Here is a 24,717-nt window from a genome sequence, read left to right on the forward strand (position 1 = left end):
CCGTCACCGCAGCGGCGCGAACGCGAATTCGCGCAGCCCGTCGCCGGGTTGGACGGCGGCGCGAAACCCCAGCAGCCGCGCGGCCCGCGACGGGTCGGCGACGATGTGGCGGACGTCGCCGCTGCGGTACTGGCCGGTGACCACCGGCGCGACCGCGCCGCCGCGGGCGTCGCACAGCGCGGTCGCCACCTGCAAGATCGAAATGGGTTGCCCCGAGCAGACATTCACTGCGGTGAAGCCGTCGCGGCAAGCCAGCGCCGCGAGGTTGGCGGCGGCCACGTCGTCGACGTGGACGAAGTCGCGCATCTGCCCGCCGTCCTCGAAAACCCTTGGCGGCTCACCCTTTTCCAGCGCCGAGCGGAAGATCGCCGCCACCCCGGAGTACGGGGTGTCGCGCGGCATGCCGGGGCCGTACACGTTGTGGTAGCGCAGCGCCACCACCGACCCGCCGGTGGCCTCCGACCAGGCCAGCGCGTAATGCTCCTGGGCGGTCTTGCTGGCGGCGTACAGGCTGCGTGGCCGCAGGCAGGCGTCCTCGTCGACCAGCTGCCAGCGCAGCTCCTCACCGCCGATCGGGCACCGGTGCTCGAAGACCCCGGCGTCCAGGTCCGCACGCCGCCGCGGCAGCGGGTGCACCGGCCCGTGCCGCTCGCAGCGGTAACCGCCCTGCCCGTACACGACCATCGACGAGGCCAGCACCAGCCGGCGCACCCCGGCGGCGAACATCTGGGCCAGCAGCACCGTGGTGGCCAGGTCGTTGTGGCCGCCGTAGGCCGGGGCGTCGGCGGCGTCGACCCCCGCCCCCACCATCGCCGCCTGGTGGCACACCACGTCCACCCCGGCCAGCAGCGGGGCCAGCGCGTCGGCGTCGCGCACGTCGACGCGGTGACACCCGTTGGGCGGCAACGGGTTCGGCCCGTGCGCGGCGGCCAGTAACGCGTCGACGGCGACGACGTCGTGGCCCGCCGCCCGCAGCGCGGCGGCCACCCGCGAGCCGATGAACCCGGCCGCCCCCGTCACCAGCACCCTCATGGCAGCTCGATCGGCAGGCTCACCCCGGCGTGCGGTGAGCACTGCGTACAGCTGCGCTCGGCGGCGACCCGGCCGATGGCGTCGCGCACCAGCTTCTTGAACGGCTCGATGTTCTTCTCGAACTCGGCGAACACCTCAACCGCCTTCACTCCCTCACCGGCGCTCACACCGGCGTCCAGATCCGTGACCAAAGCGATTGCCGCATAGCACATTTCCAGTTCCCGGGCGAGCACCGCCTCCGGGTAGCCGGTCATGTTCACCAGCGAGAACCCGGCCGAGGCGAACCACCGGCTCTCGGCGCGGGTGGAAAACCGCGGCCCCTGGATCACCACCATGGTGCCGCCATCGACCACCCCCGGCAGCCCGGTCACCGCCTCGCGCAGCGCCGGGCAGTACGGGTCGGCGAAGTCGACGTGCACGGCCCCGGAGTCGAAATAGGTGTCGGCGCGCCCGCGGGTGCGGTCGACCAGCTGGTCGGGCACCACGACGGCGCCCGGGCCGAGCTCGGGCACCAGGCTGCCGACCGCGCACGGCGCCAGCACCCGGCGCACACCGAGTTTGCGCAGCGCCCACAGGTTGGCCCGGTACGGCACGGTGTGCGCGGAGAATTCGTGCCGGGCGCCGTGCCGGGGCAGGAAGGCCACCCGGTGCCCGCCGACGGCGCCGACGGTGACCGGGGCGCTGGGCGGCCCGTACGGGGTATCGACGGTGACGTCGTCGGCGTCGGATCCGAAGAAGATGTAGAAGCCGCTGCCGCCGATGACTCCGAGCATCCGACCATTGTGGTGCATGAGCGCGGGCTGATCGCAGGGCCCGGCCGCGCATCCTGGCAGGATGTCGGTGTGGCCAATCTCGGGCAGTGGATCTCCGGTGCGCGGCCGCGCACGTTGCCCAACGCGCTGGCGCCGGTGGTCGCCGGCACCGGCGCGGCGGCGTGGCTGCACGCCGCGGTGTGGTGGAAGGCGCTGCTGGCGTTGGTCGTCGCGGTCGCGATGACGGTCGGCGTCAACTACGCCAACGACTACTCCGACGGCATCCGCGGCACCGACGACGACCGGGCCGGCCCGGTGCGGCTGGTCGGCTCGCGGCTGGCGGCGCCGCGCGCGGTGCTGGGCGCCGCGATCGCCAGCCTGGCCGTCGGGGCGCTCGCCGGGCTGGCCCTGGCGCTGTCCAGCGCGCCGTGGCTGATCGCGGTGGGGGCGGCGTGCATCGCCGGGGCGTGGCTGTACACCGGCGGGTCGAAACCCTACGGCTACACCGGTTTTGGCGAGGTCGCGGTGTTCGTGTTCTTCGGCCTGGTCGCCGTGCTGGGCACCGAGTACACCCAGGCGCTGCGGGTGGACTGGGTGGGCCTGGTGCTGGCGGTGGCGGTCGGGGCGCTGTCGTCGTCGGTGCTGGTGGCCAACAACCTGCGCGACATTCCCACCGACGCCCGGTCGGGCAAGATCACCCTGGCGGTGCGGCTGGGCGACGCCCGCACCCGGGTGCTGTACCAGGCGCTGCTTTCCGCCGCCGTCGCGTTGACCCTGGTGCTCGTGGCGGCCACGCCGTGGTGCGCCGCGGGATTGGTGGCCACGCCGCTGGCGCTGCGCGCGGCGACCCCGGTGCGGTCGGGGCGCGGCGGCGCCGAGCTGATCCCGGTGCTGCGCGACACCGGCCTGGCGATGGTGGTGTGGGCGGTCGCGGTGGCGGCGGCGTTGACGTGGGGTACCTGACAGTGCGAGCAGACGCAAAGGCGCCCGCGCACCGCGCTTTTGGGGTACTTTTGCGTCTGCTCGGGGGATAGCGAAGGACCGCAATGAAGCAGATTTCCGCGACCAGCGGGCCCACCAACATCGGCTTGCTCAGCGTCGGGTCGTACCGGCCGCAGCGCGTGGTGACCAACGACGAGCTGTGCCAGAACATCGACTCCTCCGATGAGTGGATCTATTCGCGCACCGGCATCAAGACACGCCGATTCGCCGCGCGCGACGAGTCCACGGCCTCGATGGCGACCGAGGCCGGACGTGAGGCGATCGCCAAGGCCGGCCTGGAGGCGTCCGACATCGACTGCGTCGTGGTGGCCACCAGCACCCATTTCCTGCAGACCCCGGCGTGCGGCCCGGCGGTCGCGGCAGCGCTGGGCGCCACCGGCGTGCCCGCCTTCGACATCTCGGCCGGCTGCGCCGGCTTCGGCTACGCGCTGGGGGTGGCGGCCGACATGGTGCGCGGCGGCACGGCCGGCAAGGTGCTGGTGCTGGGGTCGGAGAAGCTGTCGCCCACGGTCGACATGACCGACCGCAGTAACTGCTTCATCTTCGCCGACGGCGCCGCGGGCGTGGTGGTGGGCGAGACGCCCACCCAGGGGATCGGGCCGACGGTGTGGGGCAGCGACGGCACCCAGGCCACCGCGATTCGCCAGGACATCGACTGGATGGACTACCTGGACCGGCCCACCGGGCCGCGCCCGTTCCTGCGGCTGGAGGGCAGCGCGGTATTCCGTTGGGCCGCATTCGAGATGGGCAAGGTCGGCCAGCAGGCGATGGACGCGGCGGGGGTGCGGCCCGACGAGATCGACGTGTTCCTGCCGCACCAGGCCAACAGCCGGATCAACGAGATCCTGGCCAAGAGCCTCGAGCTGCGGCCGGACGCGGTGATCGCCAACGACATCGAGCACACCGGCAACACCTCGGCGGCGTCGATACCGCTGGCCATGGCCGAGGTGCTGGCGACCGGGGCGGCCAAGGCCGGCGACCTGGCGCTGCTGATCGGCTACGGCGCGGGGTTGAGCTACGCCGCGCAGGTGGTGCGGCTGCCGCCGGGCTGAGCCGTCACCGTTCGGGGGGCACGTCCCCGTGCAGCCGGGCCTGCAACAACTCGCGCTCCCGGCGCCGCCGTTCGCCGGCGACGGCCAGCGCGGCGGTCGCGCGCCGGCGCAGCGGCCCGAACACCCAGATGCCCAGCGGCATGGCGATGACCAGCGCGAACAGCGCGGCCACCACGACGGGGAACTCGGTGATGCCGGCCAGCCGCGCGACGCCGTAGATCACGCCGGTGAGCACGACCGCCAGCAGCAGCCGCGCCGCCGCGTAGGCCAGGACCGGGACGACGGCGCCGCCCGGGCCCGGGGTGGATCCGTCGCTACCTTGTTGTGACACAGCCAAAGCCTACGGCGCGGGTATATTCGCGATGGAGGTCCCGAGGAGGTTTTGCGTGGTCTACCTGCTGCTCGTCCTGATTTTGGGGACGCTGATCTACGTCGGCTGGCGTGCGGCGCGGTCGCAGGCCGCCCGGCCCAAGACCCGCGTCATCGGGCCCGACGACGATCCGGATTTCCTGCGGCGGTTGGGCCACGGCGACAACAATCCCTTTTAGACCTTGTAGGACTATTTAGGCCCCGCTGCACCGGTTAACCGAGCACGCCCGGGTTGCGCTGCGCGCCGGGGAATCCGTCGGCGACGATGGCGGCCAGCTCGGTGAGCGCCTCGCGGGTGCCGCGGCGCAGCCGGTCCAGGTCGATCTCGGCGCCCTCCTCCAGATGCGGGTCGAAGGGCACCAGCTGGACCGCCCGGCAGCGCCGGGAGAAGTGGTCGATCACCTTGTTCATGTCGACCTTGCCCGGCCGCGGCCGCACCCCGTTGATCACCGCGATCGAATTGCGGACCAGGTCCTCGTGCCCGTGCGCGTCCAGCCAGTCCAGGGTGGCCGACGCGCTGCGCGCGCCGTCGATGGACGCCGAGCTGACCACCACCAGGGCATCGGCCTTGTCCAGCACCGACTTCATCACCGAGTGCAGCAGTCCGGGACCGCAGTCGGTGAGCACCAGGCCGTAGAAGCGCTCCAGGATGTCCAGGATCCGCACGTAGTCGTCGGCGCTGAACGCCTCCGAGACCGCGGGATCGGTCTCCGAGGCGAGCACCTCCAGCCCGCTGGGGCCCTTGGAGGTGTAGCGGCGCACGTCGCTGTAGCGCTCGATGGTTCCGGCGTCGTGCAGCAGTTGGCGCACCGTCGCCGCCGTCTCCAGCGGGATCTTCTGGCTCAGCGTGCCGCGGTCGGGGTTGGCGTCCACCGCCACCACCCGGTCCCCGCGGATGGAGGCGAAGGTGGCGCCCAGCGTCGCCGCGATGGTGGTCTTGCCGACCCCACCCTTGAGCGACAGGAAGGCCACCCGGTAGGAACCCCGCAGCGGCCGGTTCACCTGGGCGACCAGGTTGTTGTACCGGGCGGCGCGGGGGCTTTCGCCCAGGTTGATCAGCCCGCCGGACAGCTTGTAGAGCAGCAGCCGCCAGCCCTCGGACGGCGGCGGTTGCACCGGGCGCAGCAGCATCCCGGTGGACAGCTCCGGGTACGGCGTGTGGGGCAGGTGCTCCTGACGCGGCGGCGGGCCCTGGATCTGGGTGGGCGGGGCGTCCGGGCCGGCGTAGTAGGCGCCGTACGCCGTCGGGTCGACGCGCGGGATGCCGGTGACCGGGGTGGAGTCCCACGGCGGCATGCCGCCGGGCCGCGGCGCGGTGGGTGGCGCCGGCTCCCGCTCGGGGACCCGGCGTTCGGTGCGGAACCCGGCGAACGCCTTGGTCGGGGCGTCGCCGCCGGGCTCCGGCTGCGGTTCGGCGGCGTCCTTCTTGTCGTCGCCCGCTGCGGCGGCTGGGGGGATTTGCGTTGTCTGTTCTTCGGGCGCCCCCACGCCCGCCGTCGGATGCTCGGACACGGCACTCCCCCTCGTTGTGCGCTAGTTACCTCGGTTATCCAATGTCAACCCACGCCCGCATAGGAATGCAGACCCACGGTGACCAGGTTAACGAAGAACAAATTGAAGACCATGGCCACGAACCCCGCGACGTTGATCCAGGCGGCCTTGCGGTCCCGCCATCCGGCCGTCGACCTGGCATGCAGGTAGGCGGCGTAGATCACCCAGGCGACGAAGGACACCGTCTCCTTGGGGTCCCAGCCCCAGTACCGGCCCCAGGCTTCTTCGGCCCAGATGGCGCCGAAGATGACGCCGAAGCCGAACACAGGGAACGCGAAGATGGTGGTCCGGTAGGCGATGCGATCCAGGGTCTGCGCGTCCGGGAACCGCCGCACCAGCCGGGCCGGCGCGCTGTCGTTGCCGGGGTCGCCCAGCGGCGAGGTGCGCAGCAGGAACAGGATGCTGGCGATGCCGGCGACCAGGAACACCCCGGAGCCCAGGCTGACCACCGACACGTGGATGGGCAGCCAGTAGGACTGCAGCGCGGGCATCACCGGCGCGGCGTTGGTGTAGAGCCAGCGCCCGGACACCGTGAGCAGGATCAGCACGGGCAGCAGCAGGAACACCCACAGCGGGCGGTACTGCGGGCGGCGCAGCACGATCGCCCCGGCGACCAACCCGCACAGGCAGGTCAGGTTGATGAACTCGTACATGTTGCCCCACGGCACCCGCAGGGTGGCCAGGCCGCGCAGCACCAGGCAGGCCAGCAGCAGGCCGGTGCCCAGGTACACCACGGCCAGGCCGGCGCGGCCGGCGCGCTCGTCGACGGGCCGGCGGGGCACCTCGTCCACCACCCCGGGTGTCGCCGAGTCGGCGCTGACCGCCCCGGCCAGCACCCGGGCCCGCGCATCGGCGCGGCGTCCGCCGGCGTAGGCGAGCTCGAAGGCCAGCAGCAGCAGCGCGATCACCAGCGCCACCACCGCCGACGTGAACGCCCAGTCGGAGTAGCGCGCCAGCTCGATGTTGACGTGCACGGTATTCATTTGACGTCCACCTCGGTACTCCTTTGGGACGCTCGGGACGCGGGCTCGGCCAGTCCGTCCAGCAGCCGCTGCGACAGCCGCTCGAACTCGTCCCCCCAACCGGAGTTGTCGGTGCGCGCCAGGCCGCCCAGTTCGACGTTCACCGTACCGGGCGCGCCGCCGGCGTCCGGTGTCAGACGGACCCACACCCGGCGGCGGCGCACCAGCAGCGACACCAGCAGGCCGGCCATCATCGTGACGGCGAACACCAGCACCCAGGTCTGGCCCGGGTCGTGGGAGACCTGCAGGTTGACGAACGGCACGGCGCCGTCGAAGCGGATCACGGTGCCCGCCGCGGGCCCCTGGTCGATGCGGACTGCCTGCCCGGCGCGCAGGTTGACCCGCTTCTCCTTGGTCAGCCGATGTTGCTCGATCAGCCGGGGATCCAGGGTGAACAGCGACTGCGGGCGACCGGTGTCCAGCCCGGTGTCGCCGCGGTAGATGTCGACGGCCACCGCCGGGGCGTTGAGCGCCGGGAACCGCGACGACAGCAGCGTGCCGTCCAGCTGCTCGGTGGGCGCCAGCAGGCCCTGGATGGCGATCTCGTGCTGGCGGCGCTCCGCGGCGGTGGGATAGCTGCCCGCGGGCGGGTCGATGCGCACCACCCCCGACGACAGCAGGGTTTGCGGGTTGTCGGGGCGCCACTGCACGGTCGCGGTGCGGATCTGCCCGTCCGGGAAGGTGACGCTGAAGGTGGGCGCGTAGCCGTGGCCCTGCAGGTAGACCCGGTCGCCGCCGAGCCGCAGCGGGTGGTTGACCTGCAGCCGGTAGTGCCGCCAGGTGTTGGCGACCAGGTCGGCGCCGGACTGGTAGTCGATGTTCGCGGCGAACGAGACGGCCTGGCCGGATGGCAGGTAGTGGGCGTCGAAGTCGTCGACCCGGATGCACAGCGGGTGCAGCGAGGTGCCGTCGACGGTGTTGCCGGCCCGGAACGAGTCGAACGCGGCCGGCGAGGCCGAGCAGAAGCCGGGGCCGCCGTCGGCGATGACGATGACGTTGCCCTCGTAGCCGAACAGCTTGCCGACGGCCACGGCGACCAGCAGGCCCAGCAGCGAGAAGTGGAACACGAGGTTGCCGAATTCGCGCAGGTAGCCCTTCTCGGCGGAGACCTCCACGGCGTCGGGGCCGGCGCCGTCGTGGTGGCGGATGGCGGTGCGCCAGCCGCGCAGCCGGCCGACAAGGGTGTTGGCCAGGGTGTTCAGGTCTTCGGCGTCGGCGGCGATGCGGTGGCCGGCGTACTTGGGCAGCCGGGCCAGGTTGCGCGGGGCGGCCACCGGGGTGGCGCGCAGGCTGCGGACGTGCTCGATCATCCGCGGGGTGAGGCAGCCGACCAGCGACACGAACAGCAGCACGTAGATGGCGGTGAACCAGAAGCTGGAGAACACGTTGAACGCCTGCAGCCGGTCCAGCCAGGGCCCGATCACCGGGTGGGCCTTCAGGTAGTCGTCGACCTTGCCGGCGTTGAGATTGCGCTGCGGCAGCAGGGCGCCGGGGATGGCGCCCAGCGCGAGCAGGAACAGCAGCACCAGCGCGGTGCCCATCGAGGTCAGCGCCCGCCAGGTGTTGCGGGCCGTGGCGCGAAGGGTGGCGAGCGCCATCAAATCGGCAGCCTCACGTCGGACACGAACGCGTCGCGCAGCCAGGAGACGAAGTCGTTCCACAGCCCGGTGACCAGCAGGGCGCCGACTGTGATCAGCAGCACGCCGCCGAAGATCTGGATGGCCCGGGTGTGCCGGCGCAGCCAGCCCAGGCCGGCTACCGCGCCCGCCGAGCCGAAGGCCAGCAGCACGAACGGGATGCCCAGGCCCAGGCAGTAGGCGATCACCAGCACGATGCCGCGCGCCACGCTGGCGCCGTCGGTGGCCGAGGCGACGGTGATCACGCCGGCCAGCGTCGGCCCCAGGCACGGCGTCCAGCCCAGCGCGAACACCGCGCCCAGCAGCGGCGCCCCGGCGACGGTGGTCAGCTGCCGCGGGCTGAACCGGGCCTGCCGCTGCAGGGCCGGGATCAGGCCGACGAACACCAGCCCCATCACGATGGTCAGCACGCCGCCGGCCCGCTGCAGCAGCAGCTGGTTGGTGATCAGCGTGGTCGTCATGCCCAGCACGGCCACGGTGCCCAGCACGAACACCGCGGTGAACCCGGCGACGAACAGCGCGGCCGAGCCGGCCACCCGCCAGCGGGCGCCCGGCGGGGCCTGCACCGCGCCGGCCTGCGGCTGCTCTTCCACCCCGACCAGGGCCGCCAGGTAGGACAGGTAGCCGGGCACCAACGGCACCACGCACGGGGAGGCGAACGACACCAAGCCCGCCAGCAGGCACACGCCGAGGGCCGCCAGCAGCGGGCCGGCGGCGGCGATCTGGGTCAGCCCGGTCACTGCTGGGCCACCCGCTGCACCACCGGCTGCAGGTCGGTTGCCAGCAGTTCGCGCAGAAAGACCGCCGCGACCCGGTGCTGGCGATCCAGCACCAGCGTGGACGGGATCACCGTGGTGGGGTACTTGCCGCCGAACGCGATCAGGGTGCGCATCGCCGGGTCGTAGATGGACGGGAACGTGACGTGACGGTCGTTGACGAAGTCCAGCGCCGCCTGCCGGTTGTTGTCCCGGACGTCGATGCCCAGGAAGGACGCGCCGGCGCCGCGGGTGGCGTCATACACCTGCTGCAGCTGGCTGACCTCGGACCGGCACGGTCCGCACCACTGCCCCCAGATGTTGATGACGACCACCCGGCCGGCGAAGATCGGGTCGTCCAGCGACAGCGTGTGCGCGGGGTCGGCCAGGTCCGGGCCGGACAGCGGGCCGGGGCGGCCGCGGCTGGACGGCGGGTCGTAGTAGATGTCGGTCTTGCCGCCGGGCGAGACGAATTCGAAGGTGCCGCCCTGGGCGACGGCATCGTGACCGGACGAGCAGCCGGTCAGCAACCCGGCCAGCACCGCCCCGGCCATCGCCAGCACCCGCGCGCTCAAGGCGCCGCCGGCTCCGAGTACTCGACGTCGACCAGCCGGTCGCCGTCGTAGACCAGGGTGGTGATCGAGCACAGCCCGCATTCCCGCTTGCGCGGGTCGTGCCACAGCCGCCGGCCGGTCAGGTGCAGCCGCAGCGTCCACACCGGCAGCTGGTGGCTGACGCACACCACCTCGTGGCCGGTGCCGCGGGCGCGGGCCTTGTCCACCGCCGTCTCCATCCGGGCCGCGATCTCGGTGTAGGGCTCACCCCAGGACGGCCGGAACGGGTTGCGCAGCTGCCACCACACCCTCGGGTCGCGCCAGGCGCCGTCGCCGGGGCTGATGCGCCGGCCCTCGAAGAAGTTGGCCGATTCGATCAGGTCCGGGTCGGTGTCCACGGCCAGGCCGTGCCGCGCGGCGATGGGCGCGGCGGTCTCCTGGGCCCGTTGCAGGGGTGAGGCGATCACCGCGACGATGTCGCGCGGCGCCAGCGCCTCGGCCACCGCGGCCGCCTGCGCCCGGCCCGCCTCGGACAGGTGAAACCCGGGCAGCCGCCCGTACAGCACGCCGTCGGGGTTGTGCACCTCGCCGTGCCGCACCACGTGCACCCGGGTCTGCTCGCCCATCAGGAATTCCCCTCGTCGGCGCCCGCGGCGGCGCGGGCCGCGGCGGGCAGGGCCGCCGCGATCCGGTCGAAGGCGTCGTCGTCCAGCGCGGTGGAGACGAACCACGTCTCGAAGGCGCTGCACGGCGGGTAGACGCCGGCGTCCAGCAGCGCGTGGAAGAACGGCGGATAGCGCCAGGTCTGGGTGGCCCGCGCGGAGGCGAAGTCGGTCACCGGGGTGTCGGTGAAGAACACGCTGAGCATGTTCCCGGCCCGCGGAATCTGGTGCGGCACACCGGCATTGGTCAACGCGTCGGACAGCAGCCGGGCCAGCCGATCGGCGTTGGCGTCCAGCGCGGCGTAGGCGGCGGCATCCGCGTGGCGCAGCGTGGCCAGCCCGGCGGCCACCGCGACCGGGTTTCCCGACAGGGTGCCGGCCTGATACACCGGGCCCAGCGGCGCCAGCCGTTCCATCACCTCGGCCCGGCCGCCGAACGCGGCCGCCGGCAGGCCGCCGCTCATCACCTTGCCGAAGGTGAACAGGTCGGCGTCCACCGGATCGATTCCGTACCAACCACTTCGGCTGACCCGGAAGCCCGTCATCACCTCGTCGACGATCAGCAGCGCGCCGTGCTCGGCGGTGAGCGCGCGCAGCGCCGCGTTGAAGCCGGGCGCCGGCGGCACCACCCCCATGTTGCCGGGGCTGGCCTCGGTGATCACCGCCGCGATCTGGTCGCCGAACTCCGCGAACGCCTGCCGCACGGCGTCGATGTCGTTGTAGGGCAACACGATCGTGTCGGCGGCCGTCGCGCCGGTGACGCCCGGCGAGGACGGCAGCCCCAGGGTGGCCACCCCGGAGCCGGCGTCGGCGAGCAGCGCGTCCACGTGGCCGTGGTAGCAGCCGGAGAACTTGACGATCTTGGCGCGCCCGGTGAAGCCGCGGGCCAACCGCACCGCGCTCATGGTGGCCTCGGTGCCGGAGTTGACCAGCCGGATCCGCTCGACCGGCGCCACCCGGGCGATCATCTCGGCGGCCAGCTCGCTCTCCGCCGGGGTGGGCGCCCCGAAGGACAGCCCGGACGCGGCGGCCTTGGCGACGGCCTCGACGACGGCCGGGTGCGCGTGCCCCAGGATCATCGGCCCCCATGAGCACACCAGGTCCACGTAGTGGTTGCCGTCGGCGTCGGTCAGCCGGCAGCCGCGCGCGGCGGTGATGAACGGCGGCGTCCCGCCCACCGCGGTGAACGCCCGCACGGGTGAGTTCACCCCGCCGGGGATGACGGCGCAGGCGTCGTCGAACAACCGCGCCGAGGCAGCCTGGGCCCTGGCGTGCGCGGTCGCCTGATCACTGCTTCCCATGACGACCAGTGTCCCAGCCTTCGCCACCCCTCCAACTACAGGGTGTAGCAGAAGGGTGCTAGTCGGCGTCGTAGGAGTTGGCTTGCTGGGCCGCCATGAAGTTGCGCCGGGCGGCCTCGCGTTCCCGGTCCGCGGCCCGTTGGTGCGCGGCGACGTCGCCGAGGCCCTCGGCGACGGCCCTGTCCTCGACCTCGGCGACCCGCTCGTGGGCGATGGCCGCCTGATAGTGGCGGTGCTCGTCGCGGCGGTGCGCATCCAGGTCACGCTGACGGGACGTCTCGGCGCGCTCGGCGGCGCACTGCACGTCGGCCGCGGTGATGACCTTCCCGGCGGCCAGGTCCCGGCCCCGGCGCGACAGCTCCGAGCCGCGACGGCCCGCCGCGATTCCCGGTGTGTCGCCCATCACCTGACCTTAGTCGCTGCGGCGGGGAAAAGATCGGGTTGATGTCGCCCGGCGCCTGCGAGTTGGATGGCGGTATGCAACTCCCACAAGGGCTTGCCCGGTTCAACCGTCACGTCACCAACCCGATTCAGCGGATGTGGGCCGGTTGGCTCCCGCCGTTCGGCATCGTAGAGCACGTGGGACGGCGTTCGGGCAAGCCGTACCGCACCCCCGTCAACCTGTTCAGCGCCGACGTCGACGGCAAGCCCGGGGTGGCCATCCTGCTGACCTACGGCCCGGACCGGGACTGGCTGAAGAACCTGACCGCGGCGGGCGGCGGCCGGATTCGCAGCCGGGGCAAGACGTTCGGCGTCGCCGATCCGCGCGTGGTCAGCAAGGCCGAGGCGGCGTCGCACCTGCGGCCCGGGGTGCGCGGCGTGTTCGCCCGGCTGCCGTTCGAGCAGGCGGTGTTGCTCACCCGGACGCCCTGAACCCCCGTTGGTGCGGATCACCGGGATCGTCGAGCGGGCGGTTCGTCTCGACGCGCCCGGCCGCGGCGGGCCGGCCAATGCGGTGGTCGACTTCTCCGGCCACACGGTCTCGCTGGTGGCGGTGCTCACCGACGCGGTGCGGCGCGGGCGGCCGGTGGCGGGCGTGGCGTTCGACTCGATCGGGCGGTTCGCCCAGAGCGGAATCCTGCGCGACCGGCTGATCCCGCGGGTGCTGGCCGCCGCCCCCGACGCGCTGCTGGACGGCTCCGGGTTCCTCGACCCGGCCGCGGTGGCGGCGTGCGCGCTCACCGACGAGAAACCCGGCGGCCACGGCGACCGGGCGGCGGCGGTGGCCGCGCTGGAGCTGGCGTGCTGGGATTTGAACGCCAAGCTGCGCGACGAACCCGCCTGCGTGACCATCGCCCGGCACGCCGGGCGGCAGCCCGCGCCGGCGGTGCCGGTGTACGCCGCCGGCGGCTACTACCGCCCGGCGGGCGGCGTTGATGCGTTGCGCCGGGAGATGGGCGAGTATCTCGAGCTGGGCTATCGGGCGGTCAAGATGAAGATCGGCGGCGCCGCGCTGGGCGAGGACCTGGCCCGGGTCGAGGCCGTCATCGACGTCGTCGGCGACGCCGGACGGGTCGCGGTCGACGCGAACGGCAGGTTCGGCCGGGCCGAGGCCATCCGGTGGGCGGGCGCGCTGGCCGGCTACGGCCTGCGCTGGTTCGAGGAGCCGGGCGACCCGCTGGATTACGCGCTGCACCGCGCGGTGACGGACTGCTATGACGGCCCGGTGGCCACCGGCGAGAACCTGTTTTCGGTGCCCGACGTGACCAACCTGGTCCGCTACGGCGGCATGCGGCCGGATCACGATGTGTTCCAGATGGATCCGGGCCTGAGCTACGGGTTGTCCGAGTACCTGCGGATGCTCGACGTGCTGGCGGATCATGGTTTCGACCGCGGCTGCGCGTTCCCGCACGGCGGGCATCTGATCAACCTGCACGTCGCGGCCGGGCTGGGGCTGGGTGGCTGCGAGGCCTACCCGGGGGTGTTCGCGCCGTTCGGCGGCTATCCGGACGGCTGCGTCGTCTCGTCGGGCATGATCGCGCCGCCGGACGCCGCCGGGTTCGGGTTGGAGCAGAAACCCGGCCTGGCCGAACTGATCGCCGAGCTGACGGGAGAACGCCGATGAAGATCGCGGTAATCGGTTGCGGTGCAATGGGTTCGATCTACGCTGCGAAGCTGGCCGCCGCGGGCGAGCAGGTGCTGGCGGTCGACCGGCACCGGCCCAGTGTGGAGCGGATCAACCGGGACGGGCTGCGCGTCACCGGCCCCGGCTGCGACCAGGTGGTGCCGCTGCGGGCCAGCACCGGCGCGGTCGACGAGACGATGGACCTGGTGGTGCTGGCGGTCAAGGCGGCCGACGTGGAAGCCGCTGCGCGCCAAGCACTTCCGATGCTGGGGCCGGATACCGCGGTGCTGACCATCCAGAACGGCCTGGGGTCGGCGGAGACCGTCGCCGGCGTCGTCGGTGCACAGCGGGTCGCGGTCGGGATCGCCAGCGGGTTCGGCGCGTCCCGGGTGGCGCCGGGCCATGTCCACCACAACGCCATGCGGGCGATGCGCTTCGGCCCCTACTCGTCGCTGCCGCACGCGAGGGTGGAATCGATCGCCCGGACCTGGGCGCACGCCGGGTTCGACGCGGCCGCGGTCACCGACATCGCCGCGATGCAGTGGGAGAAGCTGATCTGCAACGTCGCCTACAGCGCGCCGTGCGCGCTGACCGGCATGACGGTCGGCCAGGTGATGGACGACGCCGAGATGGGTCCGGTCAGCCGGGCGGCGGCCACCGAGGCGTGGTCGGTGGCGCGCGCGTCCGGTGTCGCGATCGCCGTCGCCGACGCGGTCGAGCATGTCCGCGCGTTCGGGGCGCAGATGCCCGACGCGAAACCCTCGGCGCTGCTGGATCACGAGGCCCGCCGGGTCAGCGAGATCGACGTCATCAACGGCGCGGTGCCGCGGCAGGGCGCGCGGGTCGGCGTCGACGCGCCGGTGAATGCGACCCTGACGGCCGTGGTCAAGTCCATCGAACGGCGGTGGCGCTGACCGGGCTCCGCTAGAACGGGCCGGCGCGGGTATACGGCACCGGGCCGGCGCGCACACCGGCTGAGCGCGGTCACCGCGCGGCGACCCGGCCGCGCGAGCGCGCCACGAAGTACAGCGCCACCACCACCGCCCAGGACAACAGGCTGAGCCACAACTGGCTGCGCGCCGTGGCGTCGAAGGCCATCTGCACCAGCACCGCGGTGATGCCGGCCAGGGTGAGAACCGATAGCACCGGGAAGAACCACATCTTCACGCTCAGCCGCTCGGCCGGCGTCCGGCGGCGAAGGACGATCTGCGACAACGCAATCAACCAGTACACGAACAGGATGATGGCGCCCGAGGAGTTGAGCAGGAACAGGAACACGGTGTTGGGTGCGACCCGGGCCATGACGACGCACAGGAAGCCGACCGCCGAGGAGCACAGGATGGCGATGTGGGGAACGCCGCGCCCGCTCAGCCGCACCAACCGGGCGGGTGCCTCGCCCCGCTCGGCGAGGACGAACAACATGCGTGACGCGGTGTACAGCCCGGAGTTCAGGCAGGACAACACCGCGGTGAGCACGACCGCGTTCATCACCTGATCGGCTCCCGCCAGGCCCAGGTGTTTGAGCGCGGCCACATACGGCGAGGCGCCGAGTTCCACCGAGTCCCACGGCAGGATCGCCACGAGCAGAAACACCGAGCCGACGAAGAAGATCCCGATCCGGGTGACGACCGATCTGGTCGCCTTCTGCACCGCCCGCCGCGGGTCGCGGCTTTCCGCGGCGGCGACGGTGACGATCTCGGCGCCGACCATGGAGAAGATCACCACCACGATGGCGGCGAACACCGCGCCCACCCCGCGGGGAAAGAACCCGCCGTGCGACACCAGGTTGGTCAGGCCGTCGTGATGCCCCGGCACCAATCCGATGACATAGGCCGCGCCCACCACCAGGAAGATGACGATGGTGGCGACTTTGATTCCGGCGAACCAGAATTCGAACTCGCCGAACGACGACACCGAGAACAGGTTGGTCGCGGTCATCAACAGCATCAGGCCCAGCGACAGCACCCACAGCGGGGCGTGGAACCAGTAGTTGAGCACCTTGCCGCCGGCGACCGCCTCGAAGCCGACCACGATCACCCAGAAGTACCAATACAGCCAGGCGACCGAGAATCCGGCCCAGCGGCCCAGCGCCGCGGCCGCGTAGTCGGCGAACGATCCGGTGGACGGGTTCGCGGCCGCCATCTCGCCGAGCATCCGCATCACCAGCACGATGAGCAGGCCGCACAGGGCGTAGGTGAGGAACGCGGCCGGCCCGGTGTCCTTGATCACCACGCCGGACCCGACGAACAAGCCGGCGCCGATCACCCCGCCCAGAGCGATCATGCTCAGTTGCCGCTGCGACAGCCCTTGGCGCAGTTGCGAAGTGCCCGCCATGAGCATCAACCACAGCACATCGGGATCGGCAGCGCCAGCCGAGGGCCGCGCTTGGCGCGGCTAGAGGTACAGATCGCGATCGCGGATCAGCGCGGTCGCCAGCACGCTGATGACCGCGGTGGCCACCAGGTAGCCGCACGCCAGCCACGGCGCGCCGCCCAGCGCGGCGATCAGCGCGGTCAGGATCATCGGGGTGACCCCGGAGGCGTACACGCCGGAGAACTGGTAGACGAACGACAGCCCGGTGTAGCGGGTGTTGGTCGGGTACAGCGCGGAATACAGGGTGCCCTGGGCACCGTAGAACAGCGCGTGCACGACGCCGAACACGATGACCATCGCCAGCCCGAACCACAGCAGCTTCTTGGTGCCGAACAACGCGAAGGCCGGAAACGCGGCCAGGCCGTAGCAGGCGATGCCGGCCAGGTACACCCGGCGGGCACCGAATCGGTCGGTCAGGACGCCGGACACCGGCAGCAGCACTGCCATCAGCAATGCGGCGATGGTCACCGCGATCAGCACCGAGACCCGGTTGAGTCCCAGCGCCCCGGTGGCGTAGCTGATGGCGAACACGCCCCAGGTGTTGAACGCCGAGCCCTCGGCCCACCGGGACAGCAGCCCCAGCACCGTGTTGCGCCGGGAACGCCTCTCGCGCAGGATGTCCCGGATCGGCACGGTGGACGCGGCCTGCAGGTCCTGCAGTTCCCGGAACGCCGGTGTCTCTTCCACCCGCAACCGCACCACGATGCCGATCGCCACCAGCAGCACGCTCAACAGGAACCCGATGCGCCAGCCGTAGGACAGGAACCGGGCCGGGCCCAGCACGATCTGCAGGAAAGCGAATATGCCTGTGCCCAAAGCCAATCCGAGTGCCAGCCCAACCTGCGGCACCGCCCCGTAGCGGCCGCGCCGGTCGCCCGGGCTGTGTTCGACGGCCAGCAGCACCGCCCCGCCCCACTCGCCGCCGAGCGCGAACCCCTGCAGCACCCGCAACACCAGCAGCAGCACCGGCGCCCAGGCCCCGATCTGCGCGGCCGTCGGCAACACCCCGATCAGCGCGGTCGCGCCGCCCATGATGAGCATGGTCAGCGCCAGGCTGCGCTTGCGGCCGATCCGATCGCCGATGTGGCCGAACACCAGGCCCCCGATGGGCCGCATGACGAATCCGACGGCAAACGTCGCGAACGCCAATAGCGTTCCCACCAAAGAACTTTCGTTCGGGAAGAACACCTTGTTGAAGACCAGCCCGGCCGCCGTGGCGTACAGGAAGAAGTCGTACCACTCGACGGTGGTGCCCAGCAGGCTGGCGGCCACCACGATGCGCAGCCGGCGGCGCTGCTGCTCGGCGGATTCGTCGAGCGGATGGCCGTCGGCGAGCCCGGCGGGCGCCGGCGCGGGCAAGGTGGCTGCCATGGCCGTCAGTGCGCCGATGCCACCGCGAACGGCGTCGTCGCCGCCGGACGCGACCGACGATTGGGGTGCCGCCACAACCCCATCCGCTCCAGCAGCGGCAGCACGCCCTCGCCGAACCAGTAGGCCTCTTCCAGATGCGGATACCCCGACAGGATGAAGTGGGTGATGCCCAGTTTGGCGTATTCGGCCAGCCGCTCGGCGACCTCGGCGTGCGAACCGACCAGGGCGGTGCCCGCTCCCCCGCGCACCAGGCCGACCCCGGCCCACAGATTCGGGCCGACAAGCAGTTTGCCGCTGTCGCCGCCGTGCAGCTCCCGCATCCGGCGCTGGCCCTCGGACTCGCTGCGCGCCAGGCTGGCCTGCACCCGCTCGATGTCGGCCGGGTCGATCGCCGACAGCAGCCGGTCGGCCTCGGCCCACGCCGCGGCCGAGGTGTCGCGGCTGATCACGTGAATCCGCAAGCCGTACTGCAGGATTCGCCCGGCGTCGACGGCCAGCCCGCGGACCCAGTCCAGCTTCTTGGCGACCGCGGTCAGCGGTTCGCCCCAGGTGAGGTAGACGTCGGAGTGCTTGGCGGCGACCGGCCCGGCCGACGCCGAGGAGCCGCCGAAGAACACCGCGGGTATCGGGTCGGGTGGGTTGTTCAGTTGCGCGCCCTCGACCCGGATGTGTTCTCCCGCAAAGGTGACCGGCTGTGGCGAGGTCCACAGTTGCCGCACCACGTGCAGGAATTCGGCGGTGCGCGCGTACCGCGCCTCCTTGTCCAGGAAGTCGCCGTAGGCGCGCTGCTCGTGCGGTTCGCCGCCGGTGACCACGTTGAGCAGCAGCCGTCCCTGCGAGTGCCGCTGGAAGGTGCCGGCCATCTGCGCGGCCAGCGTCGGGCTCAACAGCCCGGGACGGAACGCGACCAGAAACTTCAGCGTCTCGGTCGATTCGACCAGCATCGCCGTCGTCAACCACGCGTCCTCACACCACAATCCCGTCGGCGTGAGGACGGCCTCGAAGCCGTTGTCCTCCGCGGCCGAGCAGATCTGGTGCAGGTACCGCAGCGTGGCCGGCCGGTCACCGGACATCGGCGTGCCGTGCCCGCCCGCGACCAGGTTCCGCGAATCGCCGTAGGTCGGCAGAAACCAGTGAAACGCCAGACTCAATTCACAATCCTCTTCGTTGCGCGTTCGCCCCCCGTGCACAGGGGTTCCATCCTGGTCGCGGTGCCGCCGGCGGGCCAGGGTTGAAACCTTCGAGATTGCATCCCCACGCGCCGCCGCGATCAGCGCCGGCATCGGGGCGCGCCAGCGGCGGCGACGACGGCCGGGGCCCCGGTGCGGCGGCGGGACCGGAGGCGGCCGCCGCCGCGCCAGAAGTCAAGCGCGACTGCGCGTTTTGCCGCGCGGCACGCGGTGGGCGCGCCGGAACATGCGGACCCGCGCAAAGTGACGGCGGCCACCGCGCGGGGCGCTAGGATGACTACGGCCGACCGCGCAAATCGAGCGTCGCTCGCGGCCCGCGGCGCGGCGAATGATCACCGGTTCGTGACCGCAAGGTCACGCCAGATCACACAATGCTTGCAATACGGCGTGGCTCGGCGGGTTATGCCCGCCGGGCGCGGCATTATTGCGATCATGCCTGACCTCACACGCCGGGCGGTGCTCCGGATGGGCGCCGGTGCCAGCCTCGGCGCCGCCGGCGTGTTCGCGCTCAGCGCCCTGCTGGATCCGGGCACCGCGCGCGCCGCCACCCTGCCGCAGGCCCCGGCGCCGTTCGAGCCGCCGACGGCGGGCAAGACGCTGCCGACCCGGCTCACCGGATCGTTCGTGTCGGCGGCCCGCGGCGGCATCAAGACCAACTACGTGATCGCCATCCCGCCCGGGCAGACCGGGATGCTGCGTCCGGTGATCGCGCTGCACGGCGTGGACGGCGACGCCAACCAGATGCTCGACATGGGCGTGCCCGACGGGCTGGCCCAGCTGGTCAAGGCCGGCAAGCCGCCGTTCGCGGTGGTGGGTGTCGACGGCGGCAACACCTATTGGCACAAAAGGACTTCCGGCGAGGACTCGGGTGCGATGGTGCTCGACGAGCTGCTGCCGATGCTGTCCACCATGGGCTTCGACACCTCCCGGGTCGGGTTCATGGGGTGGTCGATGGGCGGCTACGGGGCGCTTCGCCTGGGCGCCAAGCTGGGCCCGTCGCGCACCGCCGGCATCTGCGCGATCAGCCCGGCGCTGTACACCTCGTACGCCACCAGTGCGCCCGGGGCGTTCGACAGCTACGAGGACTTCGTGCAGAACAGCGTGTTGGGCCTGCCCGCGCTGAATTCGATTCCGCTGCGGGTGGATTGCGGCAACTTCGACCGCTTCTATTTCGCCACAAAGCAATTCGTCTACCAGTTGAAGACACCACCGGCGGGCAGCTTCTCCCTCGGCGGACACGATATCGCCTTCTGGCGCAGTCAACTCCCCGCCGAACTGGCCTGGATGGCGACCTAGCCCACGCAGATGACACCCCGGCCGGAATCGCTCGCCAGCAGCCCACAGCCCGTGGAGCGGCGGGGCTCCCGAAGGGGATTCCGGCCCGACATCGAGGGACTGCGCGCCGTCGCGGTGATCGCCGTGGTGCTCTACCACGCCGGCATTCCCGGGATCGGCGGCGGCTACATCGGCGTGGACGTCTTCTTCGTCATCTCCGGCTTCCTCATCACCGGCCTGCTCTTCCGGGAAGCGTCCACCACCAATACCGTTGCGCTGGGCCGCTTTTACGGTGCGCGGGCCCGCCGCCTGCTGCCGGCCGCGGCCATCGTCGGCACCGTCACCGCCATCGGCGCGGCCGCGGTGCTGCCGCCGCTGCAGGCCCGCAGTGTGTTCCTGGACGGCGTCGCCAGCGCCCTGTACGTCGGCAACTACCGGTTCGCGCTGCGCGGCACCGACTACCTGACCGCCGACGCGCCGTCGCCCTTCCAGCACTACTGGTCGCTGGGGGTGGAGGAGCAGTTCTATCTGGTGTGGCCGCTGCTCATCATCGCCGTCACGGCGTCGGTGCGGCGTGTCCGGCCGCTGCGGTCGACGCCGCGCCCGGTGCCGTACGCGGTGGTGCTGGCGCTGATCGGGGCGGCGTCGTTGGTCGCGGGCGTGCTGTGGACTCGCACCTCGCCGTCGTGGGCGTTCTTCTCGCTGCCCACCCGGGCCTGGGAGCTGGCGGCCGGCGGCCTGGTGGCCCTGTCGATCCAGCAGTGGCGCCGGCTGTCGCTGCGAACGGCGTCGATCGCCGGCTGGGGCGGTCTGGCGTTGATCCTGCTGACCTGCACCCAGCTCAACGCCCATACCCCGTATCCCGGCACCGAGGCGCTGCTGCCGGTGCTGGGCACCGCGCTGATCATCGGTGGCGGCGCCGTCACCGGCGGGCTCGGGCCGGGCCGGCTGCTGTGCCGCCCGGCGATGCGCGCGATCGGCCGGATCTCCTATTCCTGGTACCTGTGGCACTGGCCGGTGCTGTTGCTGATGCCCGCGCTGCTCGGCGAGCCCGCGGGGCTGCCGGCCCGGCTGAGCGCGACGGCGGTGTCGGCCGGATTGGCCGTGCTCACCCTGCATCTGGTGGAGAATCCCGGCCGCTTCGCCGCCGCGCTGCGCCGCTCGGCGAAAGTCAGCCTGGTGGTCGCGGGCGGCGCGAGCGCCGCCACCGCGTGCGCATGCCTGGTGCTGCTCAACGTGATACCGGCCCCGGTGGGGCACGGCGTGGCCGCTCCCCGCGCGAACATCATCGCGACACCCCCGTCCAACGTCCCCGCCGTCAGCGCGCAGGAGGCCGCGGTTCGTCAGGCCTTCGCGCAGGCCCGGGTCATCCTCGCCGCCGCCGCCGGCGTGCGGGCCGTCCCGTCGAACCTGGACCCGCCGCTGGCCCAGGCACCCGCCGACAAGGCCGCGGTGTTCGTCAACGGCTGCGTGCGGTCCTGGCGCGACGTCGGCCAGAGCGAGTGCGCGACCGGCGACACCGCCTCACCGACCACCGTGGCCCTGATCGGCGACTCGCACGCCGCCATGTGGAATCCGGCCTTCGAGCAGCTGGCCGAGCAACGGCACTGGCGGCTGGAAACCCTGGCGAAGGTGACCTGCCCACTGGCCGAGCTGCACATCGTCAGCCCGTATCTGGGCCGCGAGTACACCGAATGCGAGCAGTGGCGTGCCCAGATCATGGCCCGGATGAACGCCGAACACCCGCGGCTGGTCGTGCTGGACATGAGCCGGCGCTACGGCGCCGACTTCGGTTTCACCTCCTACGACCCGGCCTGGATCGACACCCTGGGCCGCACCGTGGCGCAGCTGCGCGGCACCGGCGCGACCGTGCTGGTGCTGGGGCCCGCGCCCGACCCGCATTCGTCGGCACCGGTCTGCCTGTCCGCTCATCTCGACGATGTAACCGCTTGTGCGCCAACCAGATCCGCGGCGATCGACGGCGACGGCGTCGCCGCCGAGCAGGCGGCGACGCTGGGCAACGGCGGTCACTACGCCGATTTGTCCGATTTGTTCTGCACGCCCGACCGGTGCCCGCTGATCGTCGGCAACACCCTGGTGTTCCGCGACGACAACCATGTGACGACCGAGTATGCGCGGCTGCTGGCGCCGGTGCTGGGCGCGCTGGCCGACCGCGCCCTGGCGGACGGGTGAGCGCGATGAACCGCTCGGCGCCGTCGAACGTCAGATCAGTGAAGGGTTATTGGAGGTTGTAGGACATGTCTCCGCTGCTGCTGGTCTGTGTGGCCGTCGCCGCACCCTTCGCCGGAATCGGCCTGCTGCAGCTGCAGGCCCGGCTGGAACGCTGGGACTACGAGCGGCACGCCGACGACTGACGCCCCGGTCAGGTCGACAGCTGGGTGCGGATCAGCGGTGCGATCTTGTCCGCCATGTATTGGTGCCCCGCGTCATTCGGGTGCACCCCGTCCGCGCCGATCAGGTCGGGCCGGCCGACGAACCAGTGTTCGGCGATCGGGTCGATGAACGTCGCCCCGGCCGCCCCGGCCGCGCCGCCGAGGATGTCGCGGATCAGGTACATCGACGGCGGCACGTCGGCGGTCGGCCACGGCGGTCCGATCACCAGCAGGCGCGCGGCCGGCGCCAGCCGGCGGGCCAGATCCAAAGCGGCGTGCGTCTTTTCGATCAGCAGCCCGGGATCGACCCCCTGGTCGTTGCGGGAGCCGAAGAACACCACCAGCGCGTCATCGGACTGCACCGCGCGGGCGGTCAGATCCTCGAAGATGCTGCCGTGGTCGCCGGTCACGGCGTAACCGGCCCTGCCCTCGGCCGCCACGTCGGCCGACACCCGTGACCCGCGCGCGCTGAGCACCTGCCACGCGCGCGACGGCCACGACCTGGCGCCCAGGCCGCCCTCGTTGGTCCCGGTGGTGTACGAATCCCCAATCACTGCCACATGATTCAGCCGGAAGTCCAGCGTCAGCGTCTCGTACGTGCGCAGCTGCGCCGGGTATGCCACAAGGCCCACGCCCAGCAGAAGACTCACCCCGATGAGAAAGGTGGCCAGACGACTCACTCCTACCTCCACTGTCAACGGCATGGTCGGGCGCCGCCGCGTTCTCACCGAATACTGCCAGTAGGTCGCGGCCGGCCGCTAAGGCAGCCATCACACCGCGCGGGCCGAAATCGCTTCCAGCGGACGGTCGATCGGATGCAGCTTGGTGTTGGCCGGTTCGCCGGGGTCGCTTCTCGCGCTGACGGCTCGCACGTCGACCATCTTGCGCATCCACCGGCGGGCGGGCTCTTCCACGCCGTGATACAAGACGACCGCGCCGGCCAGGGCGATCGCGAGCAGGCCGATGACGTTCCATTTCCACGGGTTGTCCTGGGTCACCAGCTCGAACTGCTCGACCGCCCATCCCCACGAGGTGTGCACCAGCTCGTGCACCATGTACAGGCAGAACGAGATCTTGCCGCCGTAGACCATCGCCCGGGCCGACAACACACGCGGCAGGCTGCCCAGGCCGACGGCCAGCGAGATGACCAGCGGGACGAACAACACGTCGACGACGCCGCCGCTGTCGTTCTCGACCACACCCGATATCGGGTGTGCGCCAAACCAATACAGCACGCCCACCATGGCGGCCAGCAGCAGCAGCGAGATGTAGCCCGCGATCCGGCGGCCCTGGTCGGTCAGCCGCAACCTGCGCACCGCCGCGCACGCCAGCGCGCCGGCGGTGAACTGCGTGACGATGCGCGGCAACCAGCTCCACGGCGTGTAGAAGTGGCCGCTGGCCAGCAGCATCACCACCGGCGGCAGCGACGCCGCGAACGCCAGCACCATCAGGCTGCGCGCCCGGGTCGCCTGCTTCATCCGCAGCAGCACCAGCACCATACCGGCGAACAGCACGTAGGCCAGCCATTCGGCGCTGATCGACCAGGCCGGGCCGTCCCAGCTGGAATCGTCGAAGAACGGCACAAACCACAACTGCACCAACAGGATCTGGCGCACGTAGCTGATCGCGGTCAGCGACGCGGCGTCCGGCGACGGCACGTGCCCGACGTGCAGCGTGAAGATCACCCACAGCGCGGCCAGGTGCAACGTGACCAGGTACACCGGCCACACCCGCGCCAGCCGCAGCCACAGGAAATGCAGCGTGGCCCGCGTCGAGAAGGACCGGCCCATCCGGTCGAGATAGTTGTACGTCAGCACGAATCCGCTGAGGATGAAGAACAGGTCGACGCCCTGGGCGCCGCAATTGAGCACCGGTGCCAGCGCGTCGCGCAGATCGGGTGAGGCATCGCCGAGCATGGGCCGGAAGTGAAACAGCACCACCCACAGCGCGGCGACGATACGGAGTCCCGTCAGGGCTTTGATCTCGCCCCTGATCTCTCCGCCCCGCACGTTGCTCTTTCCCGTCTGGATCCTGCTGTTGCGTTCTCGTGCCGCCCGGCTGAGCGGGCGCGGCGGCCGTCTCACCAGCCCCCGACCGGCAACCGGCAGCCATGGCAGCCTAGCAGCGCAATCGCCCCGATGGGTGGACGGTTGTGGTGTGCCACACCGCGTTCACCCGGGCCTTTGGCCGGGCGGCGTTTGCTCGGGTTTCGCTGGGCCGGGGCCGTCGCGGCGGCCTCAGCGGCTTCTTAGCAAAGAGTTAGACGCGGCTACCGGTCTCCTTAGGCTTGCGGCCTAGCGTTTGAGGCAGCTTCGGTGGGTGTGGAGGCGCCCTTCGAAGGCAGCGCGAGCGCCACGGCGA

The 24,717-nt window shown here is 71.5% G+C and carries 24 protein-coding genes; 8 read left to right on the top strand and 16 right to left on the bottom strand.

Annotated features, from left to right (window positions below; translation table 11 throughout):
• Positions 1-3: 3 nt before the first annotated feature.
• Both H7I87_RS23475 and H7I87_RS23480 read right to left on the bottom strand, forming a co-directional pair.
• Positions 4-1,032: an NAD-dependent epimerase/dehydratase family protein gene (locus H7I87_RS23475; RefSeq protein WP_003873653.1), complete on the bottom strand. Its 1,029-nt coding sequence runs from the start codon at positions 1,030-1,032 to the stop codon at positions 4-6.
• Positions 1,029-1,805, bottom strand: coding sequence for an S-methyl-5'-thioadenosine phosphorylase (locus H7I87_RS23480; RefSeq protein ID WP_009979257.1), 777 nt, complete (start codon positions 1,803-1,805; stop codon positions 1,029-1,031). Before H7I87_RS23480 ends, H7I87_RS23475 begins: the two co-directional genes overlap by 4 nt.
• A gap of 69 nt (positions 1,806-1,874) precedes the next feature.
• Here H7I87_RS23480 and H7I87_RS23485 point away from each other — a divergent pair, with 69 nt between their 5' ends.
• Together H7I87_RS23485 and H7I87_RS23490 are read left to right on the top strand one after the other, a co-directional pair.
• Positions 1,875-2,747 (top strand): 1,4-dihydroxy-2-naphthoate polyprenyltransferase, encoded by an 873-nt coding sequence (locus H7I87_RS23485; protein ID WP_011726157.1) that lies wholly within the window; start codon positions 1,875-1,877, stop codon positions 2,745-2,747.
• An 83-nt stretch (positions 2,748-2,830) separates the two neighbouring features.
• Complete coding sequence (locus tag H7I87_RS23490; RefSeq protein WP_019734332.1) at positions 2,831-3,838, top strand: beta-ketoacyl-ACP synthase III; 1,008 nt, start codon at positions 2,831-2,833, stop codon at positions 3,836-3,838.
• Between the two features lie 4 nt (positions 3,839-3,842).
• Here H7I87_RS23490 and H7I87_RS23495 read toward each other — a convergent pair whose 3' ends face one another.
• Complete coding sequence (locus H7I87_RS23495) at positions 3,843-4,169, bottom strand: DUF4229 domain-containing protein (RefSeq protein WP_003873657.1); 327 nt, start codon at positions 4,167-4,169, stop codon at positions 3,843-3,845.
• Positions 4,170-4,224: 55 nt separating this feature from the next.
• On the opposite strand from H7I87_RS23495, the gene H7I87_RS23500 reads away from it, so the two are divergent.
• On the top strand, positions 4,225-4,386 hold the full coding sequence (locus tag H7I87_RS23500) for a hypothetical protein (protein ID WP_003873658.1): 162 nt from the start codon (positions 4,225-4,227) through the stop codon (positions 4,384-4,386).
• Between the two features lie 34 nt (positions 4,387-4,420).
• Here the strand turns inward: H7I87_RS23500 and H7I87_RS23505 are convergent, their stop codons facing one another.
• The 8 genes from H7I87_RS23505 to H7I87_RS23540 are packed head-to-tail and all read right to left on the bottom strand — an operon-like array spanning position 4,421 to position 12,092.
• The gene (locus H7I87_RS23505) at positions 4,421-5,719 is read right to left on the bottom strand and encodes a MinD/ParA family ATP-binding protein (RefSeq protein WP_011726159.1); all 1,299 of its coding nucleotides are present in this window, start codon (positions 5,717-5,719) and stop codon (positions 4,421-4,423) included.
• 44 nt (positions 5,720-5,763) lie between these two features.
• Entirely contained in the window at positions 5,764-6,741 is a 978-nt protein-coding gene (ccsB, locus tag H7I87_RS23510; RefSeq protein WP_009979267.1) for a c-type cytochrome biogenesis protein CcsB, read from the bottom strand.
• Positions 6,738-8,378 carry a cytochrome c biogenesis protein ResB gene (resB, locus tag H7I87_RS23515; protein WP_009979268.1) on the bottom strand — a complete coding sequence of 547 codons (1,641 nt, stop codon included), beginning with the start codon at positions 8,376-8,378 and terminating at the stop codon, positions 6,738-6,740. The genes ccsB and resB overlap by 4 nt, the downstream gene beginning before the upstream one ends.
• Positions 8,378-9,157, bottom strand: a complete 780-nt coding sequence (locus tag H7I87_RS23520) for a cytochrome c biogenesis CcdA family protein (RefSeq protein WP_003873662.1) — start codon at positions 9,155-9,157, stop codon at positions 8,378-8,380. The genes resB and H7I87_RS23520 overlap by 1 nt, the downstream gene beginning before the upstream one ends.
• Entirely contained in the window at positions 9,154-9,726 is a 573-nt protein-coding gene (locus H7I87_RS23525) for a TlpA disulfide reductase family protein (RefSeq protein WP_003873663.1), read from the bottom strand. Before H7I87_RS23525 ends, H7I87_RS23520 begins: the two co-directional genes overlap by 4 nt.
• A gap of 17 nt (positions 9,727-9,743) precedes the next feature.
• Positions 9,744-10,352: a histidine phosphatase family protein gene (locus H7I87_RS23530; RefSeq protein ID WP_003873664.1), complete on the bottom strand. Its 609-nt coding sequence runs from the start codon at positions 10,350-10,352 to the stop codon at positions 9,744-9,746.
• Positions 10,352-11,689 (bottom strand): glutamate-1-semialdehyde 2,1-aminomutase, encoded by a 1,338-nt coding sequence (gene hemL / locus H7I87_RS23535; RefSeq protein WP_009979274.1) that lies wholly within the window; start codon positions 11,687-11,689, stop codon positions 10,352-10,354. Before hemL ends, H7I87_RS23530 begins: the two co-directional genes overlap by 1 nt.
• Positions 11,690-11,747: 58 nt before the next feature.
• A complete protein-coding gene (locus tag H7I87_RS23540) occupies positions 11,748-12,092 on the bottom strand; it encodes a hypothetical protein (RefSeq protein WP_009979275.1) in 345 nt (114 codons plus the stop codon).
• A gap of 74 nt (positions 12,093-12,166) precedes the next feature.
• On the opposite strand from H7I87_RS23540, the gene H7I87_RS23545 reads away from it, so the two are divergent.
• From H7I87_RS23545 to H7I87_RS23555, 3 genes are read left to right on the top strand one after another with little or no spacing between them, the layout of a single operon-like run.
• A complete protein-coding gene (locus tag H7I87_RS23545) occupies positions 12,167-12,562 on the top strand; it encodes a nitroreductase family deazaflavin-dependent oxidoreductase (protein ID WP_003873669.1) in 396 nt (131 codons plus the stop codon).
• Positions 12,563-12,569: 7 nt separating this feature from the next.
• Positions 12,570-13,754: a mandelate racemase/muconate lactonizing enzyme family protein gene (locus tag H7I87_RS23550; protein ID WP_019732645.1), complete on the top strand. Its 1,185-nt coding sequence runs from the start codon at positions 12,570-12,572 to the stop codon at positions 13,752-13,754.
• Entirely contained in the window at positions 13,751-14,668 is a 918-nt protein-coding gene (locus tag H7I87_RS23555) for a ketopantoate reductase family protein (RefSeq protein ID WP_011726161.1), read from the top strand. Before H7I87_RS23550 ends, H7I87_RS23555 begins: the two co-directional genes overlap by 4 nt.
• Before the next feature lie 70 nt (positions 14,669-14,738).
• On the opposite strand, the gene H7I87_RS23560 is transcribed toward H7I87_RS23555, so the two are convergent.
• Genes H7I87_RS23560 through H7I87_RS23570 form a run of 3 tightly spaced genes read right to left on the bottom strand, consistent with a single transcriptional unit; the run spans position 14,739 to position 18,649 of the window.
• Entirely contained in the window at positions 14,739-16,088 is a 1,350-nt protein-coding gene (locus H7I87_RS23560) for an amino acid permease (RefSeq protein ID WP_011726162.1), read from the bottom strand.
• A 60-nt stretch (positions 16,089-16,148) separates the two neighbouring features.
• Complete coding sequence (locus H7I87_RS23565; RefSeq protein ID WP_011726163.1) at positions 16,149-17,498, bottom strand: MFS transporter; 1,350 nt, start codon at positions 17,496-17,498, stop codon at positions 16,149-16,151.
• 5 nt (positions 17,499-17,503) lie between these two features.
• Positions 17,504-18,649 (bottom strand): LLM class flavin-dependent oxidoreductase, encoded by a 1,146-nt coding sequence (locus H7I87_RS23570; protein WP_011726164.1) that lies wholly within the window; start codon positions 18,647-18,649, stop codon positions 17,504-17,506.
• Positions 18,650-19,120: 471 nt separating this feature from the next.
• Between H7I87_RS23570 and H7I87_RS23575 the strand changes: the two genes are divergently transcribed.
• Positions 19,121-19,984, top strand: a complete 864-nt coding sequence (locus tag H7I87_RS23575) for an alpha/beta hydrolase (RefSeq protein WP_269195201.1) — start codon at positions 19,121-19,123, stop codon at positions 19,982-19,984.
• 51 nt (positions 19,985-20,035) lie between these two features.
• Entirely contained in the window at positions 20,036-22,156 is a 2,121-nt protein-coding gene (locus H7I87_RS23580; protein ID WP_019732687.1) for an acyltransferase family protein, read from the top strand.
• Between the two features lie 190 nt (positions 22,157-22,346).
• On the opposite strand, the gene H7I87_RS23585 is transcribed toward H7I87_RS23580, so the two are convergent.
• On the bottom strand, positions 22,347-23,036 hold the full coding sequence (locus H7I87_RS23585) for an Rv0518 family GDSL lipase (protein ID WP_003873686.1): 690 nt from the start codon (positions 23,034-23,036) through the stop codon (positions 22,347-22,349).
• A gap of 90 nt (positions 23,037-23,126) precedes the next feature.
• Positions 23,127-24,365, bottom strand: coding sequence for an acyltransferase family protein (locus H7I87_RS23590; RefSeq protein ID WP_009979286.1), 1,239 nt, complete (start codon positions 24,363-24,365; stop codon positions 23,127-23,129).
• Positions 24,366-24,717 lie beyond the last annotated feature (352 nt).

The organism is Mycobacterium timonense, from assembly GCF_025821985.1.
Taxonomy (GTDB): Bacteria; Actinomycetota; Actinomycetes; order Mycobacteriales; family Mycobacteriaceae; genus Mycobacterium; species Mycobacterium avium.